Source organism: Streptomyces sp. BE303 (genome assembly GCF_036290945.1).
GTDB lineage: Bacteria > Actinomycetota > Actinomycetes > Streptomycetales > Streptomycetaceae > Kitasatospora.
Window position 1 is genome coordinate 81,166 of record NZ_JAQYWZ010000708.1, and the last position, 14,595, is coordinate 95,760.

Annotated in this window: 13 protein-coding genes; 8 read left to right on the forward strand and 5 right to left on the reverse strand. The window is 74.6% G+C overall.

The annotated features are described in order from the left end of the window. Nucleotides 1-116: 116 nt before the first annotated feature. On the reverse strand, nt 117-509 hold the full coding sequence (locus PUR56_RS17845; RefSeq protein WP_329884739.1) for a VOC family protein: 393 nt from the start codon (nt 507-509) through the stop codon (nt 117-119). Between the two features lie 129 nt (nt 510-638). Here PUR56_RS17845 and PUR56_RS17850 point away from each other — a divergent pair, with 129 nt between their 5' ends. After that, nucleotides 639-1,529: a LysR family transcriptional regulator gene (locus PUR56_RS17850; RefSeq protein ID WP_329949647.1), complete on the forward strand. Its 891-nt coding sequence runs from the start codon at nt 639-641 to the stop codon at nt 1,527-1,529. 36 nt (nt 1,530-1,565) lie between these two features. On the opposite strand, the gene PUR56_RS17855 is transcribed toward PUR56_RS17850, so the two are convergent. From PUR56_RS17855 to PUR56_RS17870, 4 genes are all read right to left on the reverse strand, one after another. Next, the gene (locus PUR56_RS17855) at nt 1,566-2,147 is read right to left on the reverse strand and encodes a hypothetical protein (RefSeq protein ID WP_329949648.1); all 582 of its coding nucleotides are present in this window, start codon (nt 2,145-2,147) and stop codon (nt 1,566-1,568) included. 222 nt (nt 2,148-2,369) lie between these two features. Beyond that, nucleotides 2,370-3,110: a hypothetical protein gene (locus PUR56_RS17860; protein WP_329884736.1), complete on the reverse strand. Its 741-nt coding sequence runs from the start codon at nt 3,108-3,110 to the stop codon at nt 2,370-2,372. Nucleotides 3,111-3,373: 263 nt separating this feature from the next. Next, nucleotides 3,374-4,636, reverse strand: coding sequence for a metallophosphoesterase (locus tag PUR56_RS17865; protein ID WP_329949649.1), 1,263 nt, complete (start codon nt 4,634-4,636; stop codon nt 3,374-3,376). Nucleotides 4,637-4,784: 148 nt separating this feature from the next. Next, nucleotides 4,785-5,942, reverse strand: a complete 1,158-nt coding sequence (locus PUR56_RS17870; protein ID WP_329884734.1) for a LacI family DNA-binding transcriptional regulator — start codon at nt 5,940-5,942, stop codon at nt 4,785-4,787. Nucleotides 5,943-6,274: 332 nt separating this feature from the next. Here PUR56_RS17870 and hisC point away from each other — a divergent pair, with 332 nt between their 5' ends. From hisC to PUR56_RS17905, 7 genes are all read left to right on the forward strand, one after another. After that, nucleotides 6,275-7,345, forward strand: coding sequence for a histidinol-phosphate transaminase (gene hisC / locus PUR56_RS17875; RefSeq protein WP_329949650.1), 1,071 nt, complete (start codon nt 6,275-6,277; stop codon nt 7,343-7,345). Nucleotides 7,346-7,663: 318 nt separating this feature from the next. After that, a complete protein-coding gene (locus PUR56_RS17880) occupies nt 7,664-9,163 on the forward strand; it encodes an efflux RND transporter periplasmic adaptor subunit (RefSeq protein WP_329949651.1) in 1,500 nt (499 codons plus the stop codon). Further along, nucleotides 9,163-9,966, forward strand: coding sequence for an ABC transporter ATP-binding protein (locus PUR56_RS17885; RefSeq protein ID WP_329949652.1), 804 nt, complete (start codon nt 9,163-9,165; stop codon nt 9,964-9,966). Before PUR56_RS17880 ends, PUR56_RS17885 begins: the two co-directional genes overlap by 1 nt. Then, nucleotides 9,963-11,174: an ABC transporter permease gene (locus PUR56_RS17890; protein ID WP_329949653.1), complete on the forward strand. Its 1,212-nt coding sequence runs from the start codon at nt 9,963-9,965 to the stop codon at nt 11,172-11,174. Before PUR56_RS17885 ends, PUR56_RS17890 begins: the two co-directional genes overlap by 4 nt. Before the next feature lie 16 nt (nt 11,175-11,190). Further along, complete coding sequence (locus tag PUR56_RS17895) at nt 11,191-11,853, forward strand: hypothetical protein (RefSeq protein ID WP_329949654.1); 663 nt, start codon at nt 11,191-11,193, stop codon at nt 11,851-11,853. 289 nt (nt 11,854-12,142) lie between these two features. After that, the gene (locus PUR56_RS17900) at nt 12,143-12,922 is read left to right on the forward strand and encodes a response regulator transcription factor (RefSeq protein ID WP_329884728.1); all 780 of its coding nucleotides are present in this window, start codon (nt 12,143-12,145) and stop codon (nt 12,920-12,922) included. Between the two features lie 20 nt (nt 12,923-12,942). Continuing rightward, a complete protein-coding gene (locus PUR56_RS17905; protein WP_329884727.1) occupies nt 12,943-14,496 on the forward strand; it encodes a sensor histidine kinase in 1,554 nt (517 codons plus the stop codon). Nucleotides 14,497-14,595: the final 99 nt, after the last annotated feature.

Here is a 14,595-nt window from a genome sequence, read left to right on the forward strand (position 1 = left end):
GGCGGCGCCGGTGTGCGGGCTCCCCCGGGGCTGGGTCGAGCGCGCCGGACCCCCGCGCCGCCGCGCCCTCGGCCCGTTACGGGCGCCCCTGCCGGTGGGGCGGGGTCAGGTCGGGGTCAGGCGGCGTCCTCGGGGTACCAGCGGAGTTCGACGGTGTTGCCGTCCGGGTCCTGCACGTACACGGACGTGGCGGTGCCGCGTGCGCCGTAGCGGGGGACGGGGCCTTCGAGGACGGTGAAGGTGCCGGCGTCGATGACCTCCTGCCAGTCCAGCGGTTCGACGGTCAGGCAGATGTGGTCGACGTTGGACTCGCCCCGGGGGCGGCTGATCAGGTCGATGATGGTCTCGGGGGTGATCCGGATCGACGGGAAGGGGGCCTCGCCGGCCCGCCACTCGTCGACGCGGACGGGCGCCAGGCCGAGCAGCCCGCCGTAGAACTCCAGCGAGCGCTCGATGTCGCGGACGTTGAGCACGAGGTGGTCGAAGGCCTTGACGCGGAGGGCGGTCACGGTGGCTCCAGTCGGGGAGAGGCGGTGGCGGTTCGTGTCCTCTACGATCCGCCGGGCGGCCGTCGCCATCAAGGCGGGATCGGCCAAGGATCGTTGAGCCGGGCTGAACGCCGGGGAGGGACGGGGCCGGTGCTGGAACGGTTGGAGGTCGAGATCTTCCTGGCGCTCGCCGAGGAACTGCACTTCGGGCGGACGGCGGAGCGGCTGCTGCTCACCACGGGGCGGGTCAGCCAGGTGGTGCGGCAGCTCGAACGGCGGCTCGGCGGGCCGCTGTTCGAGCGGACCAGCCGGACGGTGCGGATCACGCCGGTGGGGCGGCGGCTCGCGGACGACCTGGCGCCGCTGGTGGCGGGGATGGACGAGGCGGTCCGGCGGGCGGTGGACGCGAACCGGGGCGTCACCGGCGAGCTGCGGGTCGCCTTCCTCGGGGAGGGGACGGCGCCGGTGCTGCTGAAGGCGGTGGCGCTGTTCGCCGAGCGGCACCCGGACTGCCGGGTGGACGTCCGCGAGGCCCAGCTGGCGAACACCCGGTCCAGCCTGCTGGACGGCTCCGTGGACGTCCTGATCGCGTCCTACCCGTTCGACGGGATGGCCTGCGGGCCGGTGCTGATGACCGAGCGCCGGGTGCTGGCCGTGGCGGCCGGCCACCCGCTGGCGGAGCGGGAGTCGGTGTCGCTGGAGGTCCTCGCGGACCACCCGGTGGTGCAGTACCCGGCGGTGACCTCGGTGGCGTTCAAGCGGGACCGCACGCCGGACCGTACGCCGTCGGGGCGGCCGGTGCCGAAGGGGCCGGCCGGCGGGACCTTCTCCGAGATGCTCACCCTGGTCGCCCTCGGCCGGGGCGTGCTGCCGGTCGGCGAGCACTCCCGGCGGTACTACCCGCGCCCGGATCTCGCCTACGTGCCGATCCACGACGCGCCGCCGATCGAACGCGGGCCGGTCTGGTCGGAGGGCAACACCACGGCGCGGGTGCGGGAGTTCGTCCGGGCGGCGGCGGACGCCGCGGCAGCGGGTGACTGACCGGTCGGTCCCGGCGGACCGGGCGGTGCAGGCGGTTCAGGCGGCGAGGGCGGTGGACGGCCGCCGGGCGGGGCCGGCGGCGCGGCGCCGGTAGTAGTGCACGGTCAGTACGGCGAGCAGCGGTCCCCAGAGGCCGAGCGGGAGGTAGGAGGCCCAGAAGAGGACGGTCTGGTAGCCGTGGGTGACGAGGCCGGTGGGCTCGCCGGTGAGTCCCCGCCCGAAGGCGCCCATCACCAGGGAGTACGGGAGGGCCATCAGCGCGGCGGCGCCGAGAGCGGCCGGGATCACCGCGGCGAGGGTCGGGACGGGGCGCCCGCCGAGGAACGGCATCCGGCGCGGCCACCGCTCGCCCCACTCGCTGACCAGCCCGAGGGCGAGGAACGCCAGCGCCTCGCTGACCGCGCTGAGCACGATCACGTACCACCACAGGGTCCCGGAGTCCGGGTCCGCCCCGGCGGACGGCTCCAGCAGCGGTGCGCCGAAGGTGAAGGCGGCGATCCGCCAGAGACCCGCGGGCAGCGCGGTCAGGCTGGTGACGTACGCGGTCCGCACGGCCCAGCGCGGTACTCCGGGCGCCGTCCGGCCGTGCAGCTTCTCCAGCATGGCGTGCGCGCTCATCGGTACCCCTCCGGTTCGGCGGGCGCTGGTCGGCCCGGCCGGTTCCGACGATTCCAGCGAGGGGTGGCCGGAGGCGTCGTCGCGGCGGGCGGACCGTCTCCCCCCGCCGGGGGAGGTCCGTCGCGGGCCCTCCTCCGGTCGGGCCGCACCGCACCGGGCCGCACCGCACCGGGCCGGCCGGGCCGGACCCCGGACGGACGCCGCCCCGGGAGCCGGCGGACCTCAGACCTCGTCGGGGCCGGTGAGGGCGCGCGAGGTGAGCCCGTTGCCTCCGGGGGCGCCGTCCGGCCCGCCGGCCCGGGCGGCGGCGGCCAGGTACGAGGGCAGGGCCCGTTCGCGCAGCGCGCGCTGCCAGTCGCGCCGGGCGTCGGCGAGTTCGGCGGCGAGGTCAGGGTCGGCGCCGGCCGGGACGGGTGCGGCGGAGCCGTCCCGCAGGGCGGTGAGGATCAGTCCGACGATGCCCACGGCCATCGCGGCCACCCCGGTGGCGAGCGCCAGCCACCCCGCGGTGAGCAGGGAGCGGCCCAGGGCGAGGTCCGGGTCGGCGGCCCGGAGGCCGTAGCCGAGCAGGAGCAGCACCAGCGCGGCGGCCCAGGCGAGGATCGGGGTGAGCACGGTGAGCACCGGGAGGAGTCCGGCACCGCCGTCGGACGAGCTCAGCTGGGCGAGCAGGCCGGGCGCGGTGGCTTCGCCGGACGGGCCGACCGGCCCGTCGGGGGGCGGTGTGCTGCGCAGGTTCTCGCGCAGCCGCAGGTAGTGCTCGTACTCGGTGGCCGCGGGCGCGGCGGCGGTGTCGGCGTCGTGCAGTGCGCGGTCGCGCAGTCGGTCGGTGGTGGGCGCGCCGGGCGCGCGGAGGACGGTGAGGACGGTGTCGTCGCGCAGTGCTTCGTCCAGGAGGCGCTCGAAGTCCGGGCGGTCCTCGGCGAGCAGGTGCGGGGCGTCGTTCATGGGGACCCCGTTCATGCAGAACCCCGTTCGCTCCGCCTCGTGGGCGTGGGGGCGGGGCACGGGAGACGGGCCGCCACACGGGCGGCCGGGCGTGGTGTGTCCCTGATGGTAGGGGCGGGTGGGGCCGGATCGACAGTGGCTTTCCGGAATTTCGCGCCCCGGCCGCGCGGGCGCGACCGCCCGGGCGCCGGGAACGCCTGTTCGGTTGACGCCGCGTCAAACGGCAGGGACCGGACCGTGAACGGTCCGGTCCCTGCTGCCGGGTGCCCGGCCGGACGTCAGATGGGCAGCCGTGCGACGAGCAGGCGGCCGTCCATGGTGACGCCGCCGTCCATGGCGACGGCGAGGTCGTCCGCGTAGACGTACGGGCCGGGGATGTGCGGCGGCATGCCGTCGTCCGAGTGGACCGCGCCGGTGAGGTACGGGATCGGGCTGTGCCCGTGCACGACGCGCGCGCCGCCGTAGGAGGCCAGCAGTTCGCGGACGGCCGTCGGGCCGGCGTCGCCGCGGAAGGCGAACCGCTTGGTGAACCGCCGGAAGCAGTCCCACCACTCGTCGACGCCCTCGTCGGCGAGCAGGTCGTGGACGGCGTCGTTGACCTCGGCGATGGACTCGCCGTACTCCAGGTACGCGGTGGTGTCGGAGTGCAGCAGCAGGTGGTCGTCCTCCAGCGCGATCGCGGGCAGCCGGGAGAGCCAGCTGATGTGGTGCGTCTCCAGCCGTTCCAGGTCGTGCTGCTGGCCGCCGTTGAGCCGCCAGGCGGCGAGGAAGGAGGCGGTGCCGGCGGTGGACTGGACGGGCTCGTCGCCGTACCTGGCCGCGCCGAGGAAGAGCAGCTCGTGATTGCCCATCAGCGCGCGGCAGTAGCCGCCGGCGGCGGCGGCCTCGGCGGCGAGCTGCATGACGAGGTCGATGACGCCGATGCCGTCCGGGCCGCGGTCGGTGAAGTCGCCGAGGAACCAGATCCGGGAGCGTCCGGCGGACCAGTGGCCGTCGGCGTCGACCAGTCCCTGGTGGCGCAGGGCGGCGAGGAGTTCGTCGAGGTAGCCGTGGACGTCGCCGACGACGTAGAGCGGGCCGGGCGGCTCGCCGGGGCCGGGGGCCGGGTAGGGGTGGTAGGGCAGGCCGGGTTCGGCGAGCGGGGGGCCGAGTTCGATGGTCGGCGGGTCGTCGCTCTGCCGTTCCCGCTGCTCGGGGTGGCCCTGGTGGCCGCCGTTGCCGCCGTGGGCGGTCGCGGGGTGGTCGGACAGGGCCGGCGGCTCGTAGCCCTGGTGCCCGCCGTGCCCGCCGTGGCCGTCCCCGGCCCCGTGGCTGTCCCCGGCCCCGGGGCCGTGTTCGGTCCCGGGGACCGGCCAGTGCTGTTCGAGGTAGCGGGCGCCGCCGTAGCCGCTGTACGTCTCGGCCTCGTACGGGGCCTCGGAGTAGCCGCTGGCGGGCTCTGGTTCGTAATAGGTGCCGTATGGCAGCACGTCGAGGTCCGGCTGGTGGCGGGGGCCTGAGTCCGGGTGTTCAGGCCCGGGGAAGCGGTCCTCGGGTGTCATTCGCCCATCATAGGAAGACCACTCTCCCGGCGTCGTCACCTGGTGGGTATCCAATCCTCCGGAGCGTCAGCCGGGCGGTCCGTCAGGTCCGTTTTGTCCCGACTGGGCATGGTCTAGACCGCGACCCCGAGGGGGCGCCGTCCCGGGGTCACACCTCGCCCGGCAAGCGGGGCGGGCTGACCGTGGTGCGCGGGCTCCGTCGTTGCGAGGAGGCGCGGACGATGAGCTCGGTGGGCATCAGGGTGCCGGGCGGCGGGCCGGTGCCGGCGGTGCGGAAACGGGGCGGGAAGAGCCGGGCGATGTCGACGCCGGTGCCGGAGTCCACTCCTTCGATGGCGTCGATGAGCAGGTTCACCACGGTGGTGCCGATCCGGCGCGGCTTGAGCGAGAGCGTGGTGATCGGCGGCTCGGTGGTGGCGTAGACGTCGCTCTCGCTGCAGCAGACCAGGAGCAGGTCGTCCGGCACCCGCAGGCCGTACCGGCGGGCCGCGGCGAGCAGGTCGGTGCCGTTGGGGTCGAAGAGGCCGTAGACGGCGTCGGGGCGGTCGGGGCGGGCGAGCAGCCGGTCGGCGGCGACGGCGCCGGCGGCCGGGTCGTGCGCGGGGTAGGTCTCGTAGACCGGCTCCTGGCCGACCTTGGCGCACCAGCCGAGGTAGGCCTCGGTGGAGAGCCGGGTGTAGGTGTCGGTGCTGGTCCCGGTGAGCAGGCCGATCCGGCGGGCGCCGGCCTCGGAGAGGTGGTCGAGGATGCCGAGCACGGCGGCCTCGTGGTCGTTGTCGACCCAGGCGGTGACCGGGCAGTTGCCGGGCTTGCCGTCGCTGACCACCGGGACGCCGGACCGGTACAGCTCGCTGACCAGCGGGTCCTGGTCCGGCGGGTCGATCACCACGGTGCCGTCGAGCGCGATGTTGCCCCAGACGTCGTGCCGGGAGGACGCGGGCAGCACCACCAGCGCGTAGCCACGGCCGAGGGCCGCGCTGGTGGCGGCCCGGGCCATCTCGGCGAAGTAGGCGAATTCGGTGAAGGTGAACGGCTCTTCGCCGTAGGTGGTGACGGTCAGCCCGATCAGGCCGGACCGTCCGGTGCGCAGGGTTCGGGCGGCCGCCGAGGGGCGGTAGCCGAGGCGCTCGGCGACTTCGCGCACCCGGCTTCTGGTCTCGTCGGGCAGGCGGCCCTTCCCGTTCAGCGCGTCGGAGACGGTGGTGATCGACACTCCGGCGGCTGCTGCCACATCCCGGATGCCGGCCCGCTCAAGACGCCGTGAGGTGGTGGGCCGCCGACCGCTCTGGTTGGCTGCTGCTGTCATGGCGGACCGATCGTATGGCTCCTGACAAGGGTCTGTGACCGGCGCATCGGGAGCCCTCGGAGATACGTTTCTCCACGAGTGAGCCGGTGCGCGCCCCTTCGATACCCGCACGAAACCAGCCGTCTTACCTCTGACATGTGCCATAGGAACCCGACAGAATGGCTGATCTGCGCCGGTAACCCGACCGGGCATCTCACTCCTACGGGTGAGCGCTGTCGGTATCGTTCAAGGCACCCGACCGGGGTGGACCGGGTGCGTTCCGACTTCCCGGGCACGGCGGCGATCCCGACCGTGGCGGGCGAACGCAGCGGATACAACGAAGGAGAACGACCGTGACCGCAGCACAGGGCCCCCGCCTCAGGCCGACCCTGGACGGCATCCCCACCTACAAGCCCGGCAAGCCCGCCGGCGCCGACGCCTACAAGCTGTCCTCCAACGAGAACCCGTACGAGCCGCTGCCCGGCGTGCTGGAGGCCGCGGTCACCGCCGCCGGCAAGCTCAACCGGTACCCGGACATGGCCGTCACCGAGCTGACCGCCGAGCTGGCGAAGCACTTCGGCGTCCCGGCCGAGCACATCGCCACCGGCACCGGCTCGGTCGGCGTCGCCCAGTCGCTGATCCTCTCGACCGCCGGCCCCGGCGACGAGGTGATGTTCGCCTGGCGCTCCTTCGAGGCCTACCCGATCATCACCCAGGTCGCCGGCGCGACCCCGGTGCCGGTGCCGCTGACCGAGGGCGGTGACCACGACCTCGACGCGATGCTCGCCGCCGTCACCGAGCGGACCCGGCTGATCTTCGTCTGCAACCCGAACAACCCGACCGGCAACGTGATCCACCGCGCCGAGCTGGAGCGCTTCCTGGACGCGGTCCCGGCCGAGATACTGATCGTCATCGACGAGGCGTACATCGAGTTCATCCGCGACCCCGAGGTGCCCAACGGCATCGACCTCTACCGGGACCGCCCCAACGTCTGCGTGCTGCGCACCTTCTCCAAGGCGTACGGCCTGGCCGGCCTGCGGGTCGGCTTCGCCATCGCGCACGAGCCGGTCGCCAACGCGCTGCGCAAGACCGCGGTGCCGTTCGGCGTCACCCAGCTCTCCCAGGACGCGGCCGTCGCCTCGCTGCGCGCCGAGGACGCCCTGATGGTCCGGGTGGAGGCGCTGGTCGAGGAGCGGAACCGGGTGGTCGCCGGGCTGCGCGCCCAGGGCTGGGAGATCCCGGACTCGCAGGCCAACTTCGTCTGGCTGGCGCTCGGCGAGCGCTCGCAGGACTTCGCGGCCGCGTGCGCCGAGGCCGGCGTGATCGTCCGGCCGTTCCCGGAGGGCGTGCGGATCTCGATCGGCGAGGTCGAGGGCAACTCGATCTTCCTCGCGGTGGCGGAGGCGTTCCGCAAGGAGCTCTGACCGTCCGGTCCGCGGCGGTGGCCCCGGGAGCCGGGTCCGGCAGCAGCTGCCGGACCCGGCTCCTCCCGTTCCGGCCCCGCTCCGCCCTCCCGGCGCGCCGCGTCGGCCGGGAGGACCCCGGGAGGACCCCCGGGAGGATCGGGAGAGGCTGTGGATGGCTGGGAGGCTGCTGGGAGATCGGTCAACGACCGGTGCGACGGCGGTCAAGCCGGGTGCCCGGGCCGGGTGGGCCGTGCGGGATTGCCCCGGTTCGGCCGGTCAGCGTTCTCCCAGCCGGCGTACAGGACGACCCAAGAGCGCCCCGGGAAGCTGTCCGCCATGAAGGTGTTCCCGCGACGGCGAGGTGCCGTCCTCGTCAACTCCGCGCTCGGCGTGGCCCTGCTCGGTGCGGCCGCCCTGGCGTACACCACGCTGGACGACGGCGCCGCCCGGCAGACCGCCAAGGCCCCGGTCCGCACGGCGACCGTGACCAGGAGCACCGTCCTGGCCACGGTGTCCGGAACCGGCACCCTGGCGTCGCCGACCGACGCGGCCCAGGACTTCGCCACCGGTGGCCGGCTCACCGCCGTCAGCGTCGCGGTCGGCGACACGGTGACCAAGGGCCAGGTGTTGGCGACGGTCGACACCACCGCGGCCCAGCAGCAGGTGGACGCCGCGCAGTCGGCGCTGACCACGGCCGACGCCAACCTGACCAAGGCCCGGGCGGGCGTCACCACGACGACCGTCCAGCAGTTGCCGGCGAAGGCCGCCGCCGCGGGGTCCGGTTCGTCCGCGGGTTCGGCGGGCGGCGGTTCGGCGGGCGGCGGAGCGGGCGGCCGAGGGGCGGGCGGGAGCAGCGCGTCCGCCCCGCAGGCCGACCCGTCCGCGCAGGCCAGTCCGTCCGCGCAGGCCGCCGTCCAGGCGCCGCAGGCCGCCGTGCCGGAGCCGCAGACCACGACGATCAGCACCACCAAGGTCGACGGGGCGGCGGTCGCCCAGGCCGAGCAGCAGCTCGCCACCGCCCGGACCAACCTGGCCAACGCCCAGGCGGCCCTGGCCGGGACGACGCTCACCGCCTCGGTGGACGGCACGGTCGCCTCCGTCTCGGCGAAGGCCGGCGACACCGTCGGTGCGACCGGCAGCGGCTCCACCGCCGCCAAGTCCGCCTCCTCCGGCACCAGCGCGCCCAGCGGCTTCATCGTGCTGACCAACCCGACCGGGATGCAGGTCACCGCCAACTTCTCCGAGCTGGACTCGCTGAAGCTGAAGAAGGGCGAGGCGGCCACCGTCACGCTGAACGCGCAGTCCGACACCAAGCTCGGCGCCACCGTGCTGGCGGTCAGCCCGCTGCCGGTGAGCGGCAGCGGCGGGGGCTCGGCCGCCGTCCAGTACGCGGCGACGCTCGGGATCACCGGGGACACCAGCAAGCTGCGCACCGGTCTCAGCGCGACCGTCTCGGTGGTCACCGGCGAGGCGGCCGACGCGCTCTCGCTGCCCACGGCGGCCCTGTCCGGCACCGGCGCCGACCGGACGGCCACCCTGGTCCACCCCGACGGCGCCACCGAGCGGATCACCGTGGGCGTGGGCGTCGAGGGTGACACCACCGTGCAGGTGGTCTCCGGGCTGAGCGAGGGCGACCAGGTCGAGTTGGCCTCGACCAGCGGGTCGAACGGGTTCCCCAACGGCTCCTTCCCGGGCGCCGGCGGGGGTCAGGGCGGCCGGAACGGAGCCGGTGCGGGTGCGGGTGCGGGGGGCGCCGGTGCGGGTGTGGCCGGAGTCGGCGGCGCTGCGGGCGGCGCTGCGGGCGGCGCGGGCACCGGCCGGGGCGGTGGCCGCTGATGGCGCGCGGGACCCTCCCGGCCCGGACGGGCACGGCTCCGCCGGTCATCCGGATCCGCCGGCTCACCAAGTCCTACGGCCACGGCGACGCGACCGTGCACGCCCTGCGGGGCCCGGACGACCCGGCCACCGGCGCGCCCCAGGGCGTCGACCTCGACATCGAGCAGGGTGACTTCGTCGCGGTGATGGGCAGCTCGGGATCCGGCAAGTCCACGCTGATGAACATCCTCGGCTGCCTCGACGTGCCCACCTCCGGCCACTACCTGCTGGACGGCACCGACGTCGGTCACCTGGACGAGCGGCAGCTCTCGCTGGTCCGCAACCGCAAGATCGGCTTCATCTTCCAGTCCTTCAACCTCGTCCCCCGCACCACCGCCCTGGCCCAGGTCGAGCTCCCGCTCGCCTACGCGGGCGTCCGGGCCGCCGAGCGGCGCCGCCGGGCTCTCGCGGCGCTCTCACTGGTCGGCCTGGCCGAGCGCGCCGGGCACCGGCCCAACGAGCTCTCCGGCGGTCAGCAGCAGCGCGTGGCCGTGGCCCGGGCGCTGGTCACCGCACCCGCGATGCTGCTCGCCGACGAGCCCACCGGCAACCTGGACAGCCGCTCGACCGGCGAGGTGCTCGCGATCATCGACGGCCTCAACGCCACCGGCCGCACGATCGTCCTGATCACCCACGAGGACGAGGTCGCGCGGCACGCCAAGCGGGTGATCCGGCTGGTGGACGGCGCGGTCGTCGCCGACGTCCGGCAGGCCCCGGCGGACGGGCCGCCGCCCGCCCTGCGCCGGGCGGAGGTGTCCGCGTGATCGTCTGGCAGGTGCTCCGCTTCGCCGTCGGCGGTCTCGCCGCCAACAAGGTGCGCTCCGCCCTCACCGTGCTGGGCGTGCTGATCGGCGTCGCCGCGGTGATCCTGCTGCTCGCCGTGGGCAACGGGTCCTCGGTCGCGGTCAAGGAGTCGATCACCTCGCTCGGCACCAACGCGCTGACCGTCACGTCCGGGGCGTCCTCCGGCGGGCAGCGGGCCGCCGCCGGGGCCAAGAAGCTCACGGTCGCCGACGCCAGGGCACTGGCGACCGACGCGGACGCGCAGGCGGTCAAGTCCGTCGCCCCCGTGGTGACGGCCTCCGGCACCGCCCTGTACGGCGACATCTCGTACAGCCCCGGGTCGATCGTCGGCACCTACCCCGCGTACTTCGAGACCGCCAACCAGAGGATCGCGCACGGCGAGTACTTCACCCCGGACGACGTCCTCAACTCCCGCAAGGTCGCGGTGCTCGGGTCGACCACCGCCCGGCAGCTCTTCGCCGCCGCCGACCCGGTCGGGAAGACGGTCACCGTCGGGGGAACGCCGTTCACGGTGGTCGGCGTGCTCCGGGCCAAGGGCGGCTCCGGCTTCACCGACCCGGACGACGTGCTGATCGCCCCGCTGCCGACGGTGCAGAACGCGTTCACCGGCTTCGGCGCCGTCAACCAGATCCTGGTGCAGGCGAGTTCGGCGGAGTCCACCACCGCGGCGCAGGCCGAGATCACCCGCGTCCTGCTCGGCACCCACGCGATCGCCGACCCGAGCAGGGCGGACTTCCGGATCAGCAGCCAGGCCTCGCTGCTCACCGCCCGCGAGTCCACCACCAGGACCTTCACGGTCCTGCTCGGCGCGGTCGCGGCGATCTCGCTGCTGGTCGGCGGCATCGGCATCACCAACATCATGCTGGTCACCGTCACCGAGCGGACCAGGGAGATCGGCATCCGCAAGGCGCTCGGCGCCCCGCGCGGGGTGATCCTCGGGCAGTTCCTCACCGAGGCGACCCTGCTGTCGGTGATCGGCGCCGGGCTCGGGGTGCTGGTCGGGATCGCCGGCTCGCACGTCAGGATCGTCGGCATCGAGCCGGTGGTGATCCCCGAGTCGGTGCTCGGAGCGTTCGGCATCGCCGTCGCCATCGGCCTGTTCTTCGGCAGCTACCCCGCCAACCGGGCCGCCTCGCTGCGCCCCATCGACGCCCTCCGCCACGAGTGACCAAGGACCGCAGACCATGAGCCACGAGATCGAGCCGCGCACCCCCGCCGAGCAGGTCACCCTGCTCGCCACCCCGCCGGACGCCCGGGACGTCTCCGCGGAGCTGGCCGCACCGCCACGCCGCCGGCTGCCCTGGGTGACGCTCGTCCTCGCCGGGGCGGTGATCGCCACGGCCGCGTTCGCCGGTGGCGCCTGGTACCAGCGGGACCACGGCTCCGAGGGCTCCGGGCGGACGGCCGCCTCCGGCGGGCAGCAGCCCCGGGCGGCGGCGAGCGGCTTCGGGGCCAACGGCAACCGCAGGAACGGCCAGGGCGGTCAGGGCGGCCAGGGCGGTCAGGGCGGTCAGGGAACGGGGGCCGGTCAGGGCGGTCAGGGCGGCTTCACCCGGGGCACCGTCAAGGCCGTGGACGGCACCACCGTCTACCTGACCGACGCCAACGGCAACACCGTGAAGGTGACCACGGGCGACACCACCAAGGTCCAGCTCAACAAGGAGGGCAAGGTCGCCGACCTCCAGCCCGGGCAGAGCGTCACCGTGGTCGGCACCCCGGCCGCCGACGGCGGCTACGCCGCGACCCAGCTGGTCCAGGGCGCCACCGGTTTCGGGGCGGGCGGCTTCGCCGGTGCCGGTGCCGTACCCGGGGCCGGAGCCGGCACCAGGAACCCGTCCGGGGGCTGAACCCGGCCCGGCAACCCCGGACGACGACCCCGCGCGGCCCGGCCGAAACCTCCCCGGGGGGCCGGGCCGCGCGGCTCCCGGACCGCCCGCCCCGGGCCGTTCGCTCCCGGCCCGGGGGCCTCCCGGACCCGTGCGCACACCATCCAGGCCGACCCTGTGGGCCCGGCCGCCTAAAACCGCCCGATAAGGTGTTAATCCAACATTCATCGATGGCTCATACCCTCCCCGGGCTAGCCTCGATCCGAATGTCATCGTCCGACCGGGAGGCGGAACCCCCGTGCAAGGCACTGTGTCCACAGCAGGAACCCCGGCGGTGAACGGCGGCGGTCCTGGGGAGGCCTTCCTCCTGGTCGTCGACGACGAACCGAACATCCGCGAGCTGCTCTCCGCCTCGCTCCGCTTCTCGGGCTTCCGGGTCGCCTCCGCCGCCAGCGGCGCCGAGGCGCTCGAACTGATCGCGGCCGAGCGGCCCGACCTGGTCGTCCTCGACGTGATGCTCCCCGACCTCGACGGCTTCACCGTCGTCGAGCGGCTCCGCGAGCAGACCAGCCGCGGCCTCATAGCCGGGCCCGTCCACGGCCATCCCGGCGACCACCTGCCGGTGCTGTTCCTCACGGCCAAGGACGGGGTCGGTGACAAGGTCCAGGGCCTGGCCGTCGGCGCCGACGACTACGTCACCAAGCCGTTCAGCCTGGAGGAGCTGATCGCCCGGATCCGCGCGATCCTGCGCCGCTCCGGCGGACCGGCCGAGGACGGCCGGCTGATCGTCGCCGACCTGACCCTCGACCCGGTCGCCCACGAGGTCACCCGCGGCGGCGCCCCCGTCGCGCTCTCCCCGACCGAGTTCAAGCTGCTGCACTACCTGATGGCCAACGTCGGCCGGGTGGTCTCCAAGGCTCAGATCCTCGACCACGTGTGGGCCTACGACTTCGGCGGCGACCTCTCCATCGTCGAGTCGTACATCTCCTACCTGCGCCGCAAGCTCGACTCGGGCCCGGCCCACGGCCCCAAGCTGATCCACACCGTGCGCGGCATCGGCTACGCGCTGCGCCGTCCGCCGCAGGCCTGACCGCCCCGCCCCGCCCCCGTATGCGCCGCCTGCTGCTCTCGCTGCCCGCCCTGCTCCGCCGTCCGTCCCGGACGCTCGGCCGGCTGTCGCTGCGCGCCCGCCTGCTGGTCCTCGTGCTCGTCCTGGTCACCACCGGCCTGGTGGTCAGCGACGCCGTGGTCCTCGGCACGGTGCGGGTCCAGCTGGTCCAGCGGCTCGACGAGCAGCTGCAGCGGTTCGGCGAACCGCTCGCGCACCGCGCCCCGTCCCGGGTGAACTGGCAGGAGAACAAGCAGCAGTCGCCCTCCCCCGGCGCCAAGCGCGCCGCCCCGCAGTACCTGGCCGCGCTGCCCAGCCAGTACCTGGTCCAGTACCTCTCGGCGGACGGCAAGGTGCAGCTGGTCGTCCGCCAGCCCGTCTCCGAGAACGACCCGGCACCGCAGCTGGCCGGCCTCGAACCGGCCGCCACCGACCCCGACACCCCCTTCGACCTGCCCGACCAGCGCGGCCGGCGCACCTGGCGGGCACTGGTCCTGCCGCTCCAGCGCCCGCCGGCCCAGCCCAGCATGTTCGCCGCCCCCGCGCCCACCCCCGCCTACCTGATGGTCGCCGTCTCCCGCGAGGACATCGACGGCACCGTCGCCCGGCTGCACACCGCCTTCGTCGGCATCGGCGGCGCGGTGCTCGTCCTGATCGCCGCGCTCGGCTTCTTCGCCGTCCGGGCCGGGCTGCGTCCGCTGAGCCGGATCGAGGAGGGCGCCGAGCGGATCGCCGCCGGGGAGCTCTCCCACCGGATGCCCGAGTTCGACCCGCGGACGGAGGTCGGCCGGCTGTCCGTCGCGCTCAACGGCATGCTCACCCAGATCGAGGCCGCGTTCGCCGCCCGGGCCGAGTCCGAGGCCCGGATGCGGCGGTTCGTCGCCGACGCCTCGCACGAGCTGCGCACCCCGCTGGCCGGGATCCGCGGCTTCGCCGAGCTCTACCGGATGGGCGCGCTCCCCACCGAGGCCGACGTCAAGCGCACCATGGGGCGGATCGAGAACGAGGCCGTCCGGATGGGCACGCTGGTCGAGGACCTGCTGGTGCTGGCCCGGCTCGACGAGGAGCGCCCGCTCGACCTCGCCCCCATGGACCTGCGCACCCTCGCCGCGGACGCCCTGCACGACCTCACCGCCCTCGACCCGTCCCGCCCGGTCGCGCTCACCGGCCCCGCCGGCACCGGCGCGCCCGGACCCGCGCCCGTGCTCGGCGACGAGGCCCGGCTCCGCCAGGTGGTCACCAACCTGGTCGGCAACGCCGTCAAGCACACCCCGCCCGGCACCCCGGTACGGATCGGCGTCGGCACCGACGGCGGTCTCTGCCTGCTGGAGGTCGCCGACTCCGGGCCCGGTCTCACCGCGGACCAGGCGGCCCTGGTGTTCCACCGCTTCTACCGGGTGGACGCCTCCCGCAGCCGCCCCGACAAGCGCGGCGGGGCCGGTCTCGGCCTCGCCATCGCGACGGCCCTCACCCACGCCCACGGCGGCACCCTCACCCTCCACACCGCCCCGGGCGCCGGCGCCACCTTCCGCCTGGAACTTCCCCACCAGCGCTGAAACCCCCCGGTCGGGTGAACCTCGATCGTCCACGCCGCCACCCCGCCGGTCGCGTGCGACCGTACGGCTGCGGCTTGTGCGGGATCGTGCGGGCTGATG